Annotated in this window: 9 protein-coding genes and 5 tRNA genes; 9 read left to right on the top strand and 5 right to left on the bottom strand. The window is 62.8% G+C overall.

Translation table 11 applies throughout. The annotated features are described in order from the left end of the window. Positions 1 to 10 precede the first annotated feature (10 nt). The 5 genes from VGE08_RS17455 to VGE08_RS17435 form a co-directional block, all read right to left on the bottom strand. A tRNA-Lys gene (locus tag VGE08_RS17455) sits at positions 11 to 86 on the bottom strand. Between the two features lie 55 nt (positions 87 to 141). Next, positions 142 to 217 (bottom strand) — tRNA-His (locus tag VGE08_RS17450). Between the two features lie 128 nt (positions 218 to 345). After that, positions 346 to 422, bottom strand: a tRNA-Arg gene (locus VGE08_RS17445). A gap of 81 nt (positions 423 to 503) precedes the next feature. Further along, positions 504 to 580, bottom strand: a tRNA-Pro gene (locus VGE08_RS17440). Between the two features lie 201 nt (positions 581 to 781). After that, positions 782 to 1531 (bottom strand): sulfite exporter TauE/SafE family protein, encoded by a 750-nt coding sequence (locus tag VGE08_RS17435; RefSeq protein ID WP_331069192.1) that lies wholly within the window; start codon positions 1529 to 1531, stop codon positions 782 to 784. Positions 1532 to 1804: 273 nt separating this feature from the next. Here VGE08_RS17435 and VGE08_RS17430 point away from each other — a divergent pair, with 273 nt between their 5' ends. The 9 genes from VGE08_RS17430 to VGE08_RS17390 all read left to right on the top strand — a co-directional run. Next, on the top strand, positions 1805 to 2422 hold the full coding sequence (locus VGE08_RS17430; RefSeq protein WP_331069191.1) for a PadR family transcriptional regulator: 618 nt from the start codon (positions 1805 to 1807) through the stop codon (positions 2420 to 2422). Then, positions 2415 to 3206, top strand: coding sequence for a siderophore-interacting protein (locus tag VGE08_RS17425; protein WP_331069190.1), 792 nt, complete (start codon positions 2415 to 2417; stop codon positions 3204 to 3206). The genes VGE08_RS17430 and VGE08_RS17425 overlap by 8 nt, the downstream gene beginning before the upstream one ends. Before the next feature lie 153 nt (positions 3207 to 3359). Then, positions 3360 to 3593, top strand: a complete 234-nt coding sequence (locus tag VGE08_RS17420; RefSeq protein ID WP_331069189.1) for a hypothetical protein — start codon at positions 3360 to 3362, stop codon at positions 3591 to 3593. A 213-nt stretch (positions 3594 to 3806) separates the two neighbouring features. Beyond that, positions 3807 to 4697, top strand: coding sequence for a dienelactone hydrolase family protein (locus VGE08_RS17415; RefSeq protein WP_331069188.1), 891 nt, complete (start codon positions 3807 to 3809; stop codon positions 4695 to 4697). 342 nt (positions 4698 to 5039) lie between these two features. After that, a tRNA-Leu gene (locus VGE08_RS17410) sits at positions 5040 to 5124 on the top strand. Between the two features lie 63 nt (positions 5125 to 5187). Next, positions 5188 to 6480: a trigger factor gene (tig, locus tag VGE08_RS17405; protein ID WP_331069187.1), complete on the top strand. Its 1293-nt coding sequence runs from the start codon at positions 5188 to 5190 to the stop codon at positions 6478 to 6480. 129 nt (positions 6481 to 6609) lie between these two features. Next, entirely contained in the window at positions 6610 to 7233 is a 624-nt protein-coding gene (gene clpP / locus VGE08_RS17400; protein WP_349258733.1) for an ATP-dependent Clp endopeptidase proteolytic subunit ClpP, read from the top strand. Between the two features lie 306 nt (positions 7234 to 7539). Beyond that, entirely contained in the window at positions 7540 to 8856 is a 1317-nt protein-coding gene (gene clpX, locus VGE08_RS17395) for an ATP-dependent Clp protease ATP-binding subunit ClpX (protein ID WP_331069186.1), read from the top strand. A gap of 264 nt (positions 8857 to 9120) precedes the next feature. Then, on the top strand, positions 9121 to 10431 hold a 1311-nt coding region (locus VGE08_RS17390; protein WP_349258732.1), incomplete at its 3' end, for an LON peptidase substrate-binding domain-containing protein.

Here is a 10431-nt window from a genome sequence, read left to right as displayed (position 1 = left end):
AGCAGGAAAGTGGTGGGCCGTATAGGACTCGAACCTATAACCAACTGATTAAGAGTCAGCTGCTCTACCAATTGAGCTAACAGCCCACTGTTCCCGCATCGTGCGGCGCTAAGGCCTGGGAGGCTGCGCCGTCGTAGGAGGTGGGGTGGACGATGGGGCTCGAACCCACGACGACCGGAATCACAATCCGGGGCTCTACCAACTGAGCTACGTCCACCATTGTCCATCCGCCACATCGATGTGGCTCCGCCCGGCGGCCCTTCAAGGGGAGCCGTCCGCGCGGGGCGCAGAGTATATACGAACTCTCCCCGAACGCTAGAAGTTCGAAGCCGTCTCGAGCGGAAATGGCGCGCCCGGCAGGATTCGAACCTGCGACCACCGGCTTAGAAGGCCGATGCTCTATCCAGCTGAGCTACGGGCGCCTCGCGTCAGGCCGATCCCACAAGCCAAGCCCGGGCCGTTGCCGGATCTGAACGCCAACGGGCGCTGCGGGAAGATGAATGTGGTCGGGGCAGCAGGATTCGAACCTGCGACCCTCTGCTCCCAAAGCAGATGCGCTACCAGACTGCGCCATGCCCCGACGGGACGCGCATGTTAGCAGCTTGGCTGCCGGCCGCTACTGGAACACGCGTTTTCAGGCCTAAATAATTGATCAGACGTGGAAATACGGCGCTGCCAGGGAGCTTCATGGGCTGGAGGCGGCGCCGGGCACACATATATAGGTGTGGGCATCGCGCTCGACCCTCGAAAAACAGCGTTGCTGCGGAGCAGGGCCGTGAGCTCAATGCAGCGCCTTGAACAGCAACTGCACGCCGACCACGGCCATAAGCACGTAAATGATGGTGATGAAGCGCTCGGCGTCGATGCGGCGGACCAGCCAGACGCCCAACAAGGTAGACGCGATCGCGACTGGCAGCAGCGCCGCTGCCGTGAGCAGGTTTTCGCGCGTGAATTGCCCGAGGGCCATGTACGCGGGCACCTTGAGCAGATTGATGGCGGCGAAAAAGATTGCGGTTGTGCCGACGAGTACGGCGGGCGGTAGCTGCTTCGGCAGAACCCACATCTGAAACGGCGGCTGGCCGGAGTGCGCGACTTGAGAGGTGAAGCCCGCGGCGATGCCGAGCAACACGCCGAGCGCGCGCGGGGCGTTGCTCGGCATGGGCACGCGGCCGCCGCGCGAAATCCATAAGCGATAGCAGGCGAACACGACGGAGATGCCGCCGAGCGTCGCGAGCACGACGGTCGCTGACACTCTGGCCGCGAGCAGATACGCGAGCACGATGCCGACCAGCGCGGACGGGATCATCAGGGCGAGGATCTCGCGCGCCAGGTTCTTGCGGAAAGCCCACACGCTGACCGCATCCTGCACGATGAGAACCGGCAACAGGATGCCCGCGGCTTGTACTGGCGAGATACGCAGGGCGAGCAGGGGCATGGCGATCGCGCCCACGCCCGCGAAGCCGCCTTTCGACAGCCCGAGCAGGATCACCGCCGGAATGGCGAGCGCATAAAAGACAGAGTCGCTCAGCATTGGACGCTCAACTTTGGACAGCCACCGCTCAACCTTGGACAGCCACAAGCTTCGACCTGCCACAAGCTTCGATCTTTGGACAGCCACCTGCTCCGAGCCAGCGATTCGGTTGTTTTCATTGCCTGAAACTCATCTGGGAGCGAGGGCGCGGGCGCCCGCGCCGAATATTGCCACACCCGCTGGAGCCAGCCCGGTCGCCGAGTGTCGTTGAAAGATATATCGGAACGATATATCGTTGGTAACGAACGTAACAGGCATAGTAGAGATAACCCCATGTTCCATCAGGTATTTGGTGGCTTCCTCCACGACCATCTGCACCATCACCACTGCGGAGGGCCGCGACACGGGTGGGGGCGCGGCGGCCACCGAGGCATGTTCGGCGGGGGCGGTCCGATGGGCGGTCGCGGTGGTTTCGGGCGGGGCGGCGGTGGTCGCATGTTCGGCCCGGGGGATCTGCGGTTGCTGCTGTTGTCGCTGATCGAGGAAAAGCAGCGGCATGGTTACGAGCTCATCAAGGAACTGGAGCAGAAGTTCGGCGGCGCTTATGCGCCCAGCCCCGGTTCTGTCTATCCGACGCTGACCCTGCTCGAGGAACTGGGGCACGTACGCTCCGCGGCCACCGAAGGAAGCAAGCGCCTGTTCGAGATCACCGACGAAGGGCGACGTTATCTGCGCGAGCATGAGGCGATGCTTGCCAGCATTAGAAAGCGCATGCAGATGGCGGCGCGCGCGAACGAGATGCCGCCGCAGGATGTTTTCTATGCGATGCAGACGCTCGAGGCGGCCCTGATGTTTCATCGCGGCGGTTGGAGCGAGGAAGAGACGGAGCGTGTGCGCAGGATCATCGAGACGGCAGCGGAGGAAATCTCACGGGGGCCGCACGATGTATAGCCTTCCAGTCGTCACACGCGTGCGCCACGAGATTCGCTTGCGGCGCACGACCGTCGAGCGAGTGGAGGAGATCGCGCCAAAGATGAAGCGCATCACCGTGAAGGGCGATGAGCTGCGCGGCTTCACTTCGTTGGGCTTCGACGATCACGTCAAGTTGTTCTTTCCAACCGCGGACGGCCAGCTGAATCTGGCGTTGCCTGGCACGGAAGGGAAGGGCGAGCGCGTCATGCGCGATTTCACGCCGCGTCGCTTCGATGCCGAGAACGGCGAGTTGCAGATCGACTTCTTCATTCACGACGATGGCCCGGCGACGACCTGGGCCGCCAATGCGAAGCCGGGCAGCGTGCTTGGCGTGGGCGGGCCACGTGGTTCCGCGGTCATCTCGCTCGACGGCATCGACTCGCATCTGTTGATCGGTGATGAGACTGCGCTGCCGGCCATCGGTCGCAGGCTCGAAGAGTTGTCTGCGGACACCAATGCGCTGGTGGTGGTCGAAGTCGAGCAGGGATTCGAGTTGCCGCTATCGAGCCGAGCGAAATTGGATCTCGTTTGGGTGCCGCGCACGCAGTCGGACAGCAATCCAGGTGAGACGCTGATTTCAGCGCTCTGGGCATTGCCATTGATCAATGAGCGCTGCTTTGCGTGGGTCGCGACAGAAACACGAGCCGTGCGCGCCATCCGCCGCTATTTGACGGAGGAGCGCGGTTTCGACAAACGATGGGTGAAGGCCGCCGGCTATTGGCAGCGCGGTGCCGTCGGCGAGCACGTGGTCATCGACGATTAGGCGCTATGGCCTCCGCCGAACGACAGCACGAAAGTTACATTCGGCTGCGCATGGCGCAGGTCGCTGACCCAAATGAGACTTCGCCGCGACTGAGTCGGTGACCCGGCCGGCACTAGACTGTTGGCCGGTAGTTCTGACTCGCCGAGCCCCACCATGCAGTCGTTTTCGCACGCAGACGCGCCAGCGCGCGCATACCGTGCCATCGTTCCTTGCGACGGCTACGTGCATAAATTCCGGCTGGAGGCGCGAGAAGAAGCCGCGGCCGAGCGGCACCCGCGGTCGCAGCCTGCTCCGGCGGTCCATTTCGGTTCGCTGCTCGGCAAGTTTGTCCTGTGCGGGCTGGCCCTGATCGGCCTCGCAGCTGTCGGCGCGCGCGCCCTGATCTAACAATCATCCGGCATCGGAACCGGGCCACGCTGCCGCCAGGCGGCTGCGCGATATCGCTGCGACGATGCATTTTTGCCGCTACAGCCACCAGTCGCTTGCATAGGATTTGGCGTTCCGCCCGGCTCGGGCGAGTAGAGCATGCGCGGACGGCGGTCGAATCTGAATCTGTGTTATAGATCGACGAAGCGCTTCCCACGGAACGAAGGCCCAATCATGAGCAACAACGAAGCCCAGCATTTCCCGCCTGAAGTATTCAAGCTGTTCGACAAGTACGTGCACGGAGCCATTTCGCGGCGCGAGTTCATCGACCGGGCAGGAGCGTATGCGGTAGCCGGCCTGAGCGGCGCGGCGATGCTCGATGCCCTCAATCCGAAGTTTGCCGAAGCGCAGCAAGTTGCGCCGACGGATGCTCGTATCAAAGGCGAGTACGTGGAGATTCCTGCTCCGGGCTACGGCAAGCTGCGTGGCTATCTGGTCAAGCCGGCGTCGGCGAAAGGCAAGTTGCCGACGGTCCTGGTGGTTCACGAGAACCGAGGACTCAATCCTCACATCGAAGATGTCGCTCGTCGGGTGGCGCTGGAAAACTTCATCGCGTTCGCGCCGGATGCTTTGTTTCCTCTCGGCGGGTATCCGGGCGATGAAGACAAGGCGCGCGAGCAGTTCCAGAAATTGGATCAGGCGAAGACACGCGAGGACTTCATCGCGGCCGCAGATTACTTGAAGAAGCTGCCTGAGGGCACGGGCAAAGTAGGCGTGGTTGGCTTCTGCTACGGTGGCGGCATCGCCAACTTTCTTGCCAGTCGGGTGCCGGATCTGGGAGCGGCCGTGCCGTTCTACGGCAACCCGCCGGCGGTGGAAGATGCAGACAAGATCAAGGCGCCACTGCTGCTGCAATTCGCTGAGACGGATGAGCGCATCAATGCGGCGTGGCCTGCATCTGAAGCAGCACTGAAGTCGGCGGGTGTGAAGTACCAAGCGTACATCTATCCGGGCACGCAGCACGGATTCAACAACGACACGACGCCCCGCTATAACAAAGAAGCTGCCGCGCTGGCCTGGAAGCGGACGATCGATTTCTTCAACGAGAAGCTGCGTCCGTCCTGATTCGCTTGCAGGATGCGGTCGCGGCTCAATTGACGCCGCGACCGCGAACTTCGAACAAGGTGGCCGCGCGGCCCATGCCCGGGCAGCGTAGACCCCCGGAAGTCACAGCATTTCTGCCATCCCCACCTGGAAGTCTGCCGTGGGGAAGCGGGCCCGGCCGGGATTGGGCCCATCCTGGCGGCCTACGGCGGCGTCCTCGAACGGCGGGGGCTGCTCGGGTATACTCCGCGGCCCCCGCGAGGGCGGCCGGCTCATCCAGTGCCAAAACTCATATATATGTGGGGGGGCGGCTGGCGGGCCCCGCCGACAGCAGTGGGCCGCGGTACAGCGGCTGGTGTGGCCGCGAAAGTGGCGGAACTGGTAGACGCGCTGGATTTAGGTTCCAGTGGGTAACCCCGTGAGGGTTCGAGTCCCTCCTTTCGCACCAAGGCCGACCCCGCTGGTAGAGGTGGCGACATTACTCATTCGTGATTTGAGGCAGGTTTCGACCATGCAGGTTTCAGTTGAATCGACCGGGGCCCTGGAGCGCCGGATGGAAGTGCAGGTTCCGGCCGAGCGCGTCGAAAAGGCGGTCGACGAGCGGTTGCAGCGCATGAGTCGTACCGTGCGCCTGAAGGGCTTTCGCCCGGGCAAGGTGCCGGTCAAGGTGGTGCGCCAGCAGTTCGGCCAGCAGGTCCGGCAGGAGGTGCTCGGCGATGTCATGCAGACCACCTTCAACGAAGCCGTCGTGCAGGAAAAGCTGACACCGGCCGCCGGTCCGCGCATCGAGCCCATCAACCTCGAGCAGGGCGGCGACCTGAAATATCGCGCCATTTTCGAGGTCCTGCCGCAGATCGAGCTCAAGGGCATCGAGAGCCTGAAGGTCGAGCGTCCCAGCGCCCAGGTGTCCGAGGCCGACGTTGACGCCATGATCGAGAACCTGCGTGAGCAGCGTCCGACCTACTCGGTCGTGGAGCGCGAGGCAGGCGACAAGGACCGTGTGACCATCGACTTCGAGGGCACCATCGACGGCCAGCCGTTCGATGGCGGCAAGGCCGAGGACTACCCGATCGACATCGGCGCCGGCCGCATGCTGGCCGATTTCGAAGCCGGCCTGCGCGGCGTCAAGGCCGGTGACAAGAAGGACATCGAGCTCACCTTCCCCGAGAACTACCAGGCAAATCTGGCCGGCAAACAGGCCAAATTCGCCGTCCACGTGAAGCAGGTCGAGGAGCGCAAGCTGCCCGAGCTGGATGACGAATTCGCCAGGCTGTACGGCGTGGAAGAGGGCGGCATCGAGCGCCTGCGCGCCGAAGTGAAGGAAAACATGGAGCGCGAGCTGGGCGAGGCCATCAAGGCGCGCGTCAAGAAGCAGATCCTCGACGGGCTGCTGGAGGCGAATCCGATCGACCTGCCCAAGGCCATGGTCGATGCCCAGGTACGCGAGCTGCAGATCGACGCCGCCCGCCGCATGGGCGCGCGCGATGCCTCGCAGATTCCGCCTCCGGAAGGCTTCCAGGACACGGCTCGCCGCCGGGTTGCGCTGTCGCTGCTGATCGGCGAGATCATTCGCACCGCCAATATCCAGGTCGATCAGGCGCAGGTGCAGGCGCGGTTCGAAGACCTGGCCGCGCAGTATCCGGACCAGGGCCAGGCCCTGCAGCAGTACCGCTCGAACCCACAGTTCCGCCGGCAGATGGAAGCCGCGGTGCTGGAGGATCAGGTCATCGACTGGCTGACGCAGCGCGCCCAGGTGACGGACCAGCCGTCGACCTTCAAGGAAATCATGAATTTCGGCGCCTGATGACGGGGGCGGTGGTGAGGGTGCGATGCGCGGATCGTGGTTGCTATCGCAGCGGCACTTGCCTCTTCTAAACTAGCCCCCACACACCGCTTTCACGCAGTAGTCATTTACAGGCAAGTCAGCATACAGATGGCCACCATGAATCTAGTCCCGATGGTCGTCGAGCAGACCGCTCGCGGCGAACGCGCTTATGACATCTATTCGCGGCTGCTGAAGGAGCGCGTGATTTTCATCGTGGGCCCGATCGAGGACCATATGGCCAACCTGGTGGTGGCGCAGCTGCTGTTCCTGGAATCGGAAAATCCCGATAAGGACATTTCGCTGTATATCAATTCGCCGGGCGGCTCGGTGAGCGCGGGGCTGTCGATCTACGACACCATGCAGTTCATCAAGCCCGACGTGAGCACCATGTGCGTGGGCCAGGCGGCCAGCATGGGTGCGGTGCTGCTGGCGGGCGGGGCCAAAGGCAAGCGTTATGCGCTCCCGCACTCCCGGATGATGATCCACCAGCCCCTGGCCGGCTTCCAGGGCCAGGCCTCGGACATCGACATTCATGCCCGCGAGGTGCTGGAAACTCGCGAGCGCCTCAACCGTATTCTGTCCAAGCACACTGGCCAGACGGTCGAGCGGATCAGCAGGGACACCGACCGTGACAACTTCATGGGCGGTGAGGCGGCGGTGGAATACGGTTTGATCGACCTCGTAATGGAAAAGCGGGGCCAGCCGGCCCTCGCCGCCGCAGTGAACCGTTAATTCGGCCGGCCCCATTGAAGGCCGCCTCCGACAGCCTCATGAACGGTCGTGAAGGCGTCGCCGGGGCAGCTCCAGGCGGGGCCGGTGGCGCCAGTCCGTCAGGGTTTGCCTCCCGGTGACAGCGGGGGATAAACCTGTAAAAAGGCCGGAAAGGGCGTCTTTGCAGCCTGACGGCAGCGCGTGCTATATAGCCCGAACGCAATAGTGTCGCGACCGTGACGCGATTTCGTAACACGCCGGGGCGCCTCCAGGGACGCGGAGGGTGGATAGAAGTGATTGATTCGCCTTGGCTTTCGAGGGTAATGCATGTCCGACGATTCACGCGGCAAACACGACGACGGCAAGCTTCTGTACTGCTCGTTCTGCGGCAAGAGCCAACACGAAGTACGCAAGCTCATCGCCGGCCCGTCGGTGTTCGTCTGCGACGAGTGCGTGGAGCTCTGCAACGACATCATTCGTGAAGAGCTCGAAGAGCGCGCCGAGCGCACGCGCGACAAACTGCCGCGCCCCCATGAAATCAAGAAGGTCCTGGACGAGTATGTGATCGGCCAGCCGCGCGCCAAGAAGGTGCTCTCGGTTGCCGTCTACAATCACTACAAGCGTCTGCAGACCAAGACTTCCGAAGCCCGCGCCAAGGACGAAGTCGAGCTCGCCAAGAGCAACATCCTGCTGATCGGCCCCACCGGCTGCGGCAAGACGCTGCTCGCCGAGACGCTGGCGCGCCTGCTCAACGTTCCGTTCACCATCGCCGATGCCACCACGCTGACCGAAGCGGGCTACGTCGGCGAGGATGTCGAGAACATCATCCAGAAGCTGCTGCAGAAGTGCGATTACGACGTCGAGAAGGCGCAGACCGGTATCGTCTATATCGACGAAATCGACAAGATCTCGCGCAAGTCCGACAACCCGTCCATCACGCGCGACGTGTCGGGCGAGGGCGTGCAGCAGGCGCTGCTGAAGCTGATCGAAGGCACCATTGCTTCCGTGCCGCCGCAGGGTGGCCGCAAACACCCGCAGCAGGAATTCCTGCAGGTGGACACCAGCAACATCCTGTTCATCTGCGGTGGCGCGTTCGCGGGTCTGGAAAAGATCATCATGAACCGCACGCAGAAGACCGGCATCGGCTTCACCGCCGATGTGCGGCAGACCAGCGAGCGGCCGCACGGCTCCGACGTATTCCATGAAGTCGAGCCCGAGGATCTGATCAAGTTCGGCCTGATTCCCGAGTTCGTCGGCCGTCTGCCGGTCGTGGCGACGCTGGACGAGCTGGATGAAGCGGCGCTGGTGTCGATCCTGCTCGAGCCCAAGAACGCGCTCAGCAAGCAGTACCGCAAGCTGTTCGACATGGAAGGGGTAGAGCTGGAGTTCCGCACCGATGCGCTGAAGGCGGTGGCCAAGAAGGCCATGCAGCGCAAGACCGGCGCGCGCGGCCTGCGGACTATTTTGGAGAATGTATTGCTCGAAACCATGTATGAATTGCCGTCGTTGCGCAACGTGCAGAAAGTTGTGGTTGACGAGCAGGTCATCCTTGGAGAGAGCAAGCCGTATATCCTGTACGGCAACGCCGACGATGGTCGACTCGCGGCCGTTGAAGAACGCCGGCCGACCGGCAGCGATCACTAACAGCCAACGGCCCGCCGCTTCATTGCGTAGGCGGCGGGCCGAATTCTTCCCCGGGCGCGATCAATCAGCCCAACCCTGTAATTCGCATTTGTCGCGACACGCACGGGCTCACAGATTTTCCATACATCGGAAAACCCGAGCGCATTTACGTGGCACAGAACTAGCAGGGCTGAGTAGCTTCCGGTATTTTCGAACGCAACCTGATTACCGTTTTTTCTCGGCGCCGGTGAGTTCGTGCCGGCGCTTCACCACAAGGTACCGCGCGTGAGCACCGACATTCCTGACGCTCCCGAATCCGACAAGGCGACGCCGGCGGCACTGCCCGTCCTGCCGTTGCGTGACGTTGTCGTCTATCCGCACATGGTGATTCCGCTGTTCGTCGGGCGCGAGAAATCCATTCTTGCGCTCGATCAGGCGATGCGCTCCGGCAAGCAGATCCTGCTGGTCGCGCAGAAGCAGGCCGACGTTGACGATCCAAGTGCGCAGGACCTGTACCGTCTGGGCACCGTGGCAACCATTCTGCAGTTGCTGAAACTGCCGGACGGCACGGTCAAAGTGCTGGTGGAAGGCGCCGAGCGCGCCAAGATCGAGAAGCTGGTCACCGGCCAGTATTTCTCCGCCGACATCAGCCCGTTCAAGGACATCGAGAACTACGACGAGCGCGAGATGGATGTGCTGGCGCGTTCGGTCACCTCGCAGTTCGAGCAGTACGTGAAGCTCAATCGCAAGGTGCCGCCGGAAGTGCTGACCGCGTTGGCTGGCATCGAGCAGCCGGGCCGCCTCGCGGACAACGTCGCCGCGCACATGTCGCTCAAGCTGGATGCGAAGCAGAAGGTCCTGGAGATCCAGGACGTGCGCAAGCGTCTCGAACACATCCTGGCGCTGATCGAAGGCGAGATGGATGTGCTGCAGATCGAGAAGCGCATCCGCGGCCGCGTCAAGCAGCAGATGGAGAAGAGCCAGCGCGAGTACTACCTGAATGAGCAGATGAAGGCCATTCAGAAGGAGCTGGGCGATTCCGACGAGCGCGACGACATCGCCGAGTTCGAGGAGAAGATCGAGAACACCAAGCTCTCCAAGGAAGCCCGCGACAAGGCTCTGGCCGAGCTCAAGAAGCTCAAGCAGATGAGCCCGATGTCGGCCGAGGCGACGGTGGTGCGCAACTACCTCGACTGGCTGCTGTCGATTCCGTGGGGCGTGAAGGGCAAGGTCAAGAAGGACCTCAACGAGGCCCAGGAGGTGCTCGACAAGGAGCACTACGGCCTTGAGAAGGTGAAGGAGCGCATCCTCGAGTACCTCGCGGTCCAGCAGCGCGTCGACAAGATGAAGGGCCCGATCCTCTGCCTGGTCGGCCCGCCGGGCGTCGGCAAGACCTCGCTCGGCAAGTCGATCGCCAATGCCACGGGCCGCGAGTTCGTGCGCATGTCGCTCGGCGGCGTGCGCGACGAGGCGGAGATCCGCGGCCACCGGCGTACGTACATCGGCTCCATGCCCGGCAAGATCATCCAGTCGATGAAGAAGGCCAAGCGGACGAACCCGCTCTTCCTCCTTGATGAGATCGACAAGATGGGCTCG

The sequence above is a fragment of the Steroidobacter sp. genome (assembly GCF_036406195.1).
Lineage (GTDB): Bacteria > Pseudomonadota > Gammaproteobacteria > Steroidobacterales > Steroidobacteraceae > Steroidobacter.
Note: the sequence above shows the minus strand (reverse complement) of the source record. Positions and strands in the feature narration are given on the sequence as shown.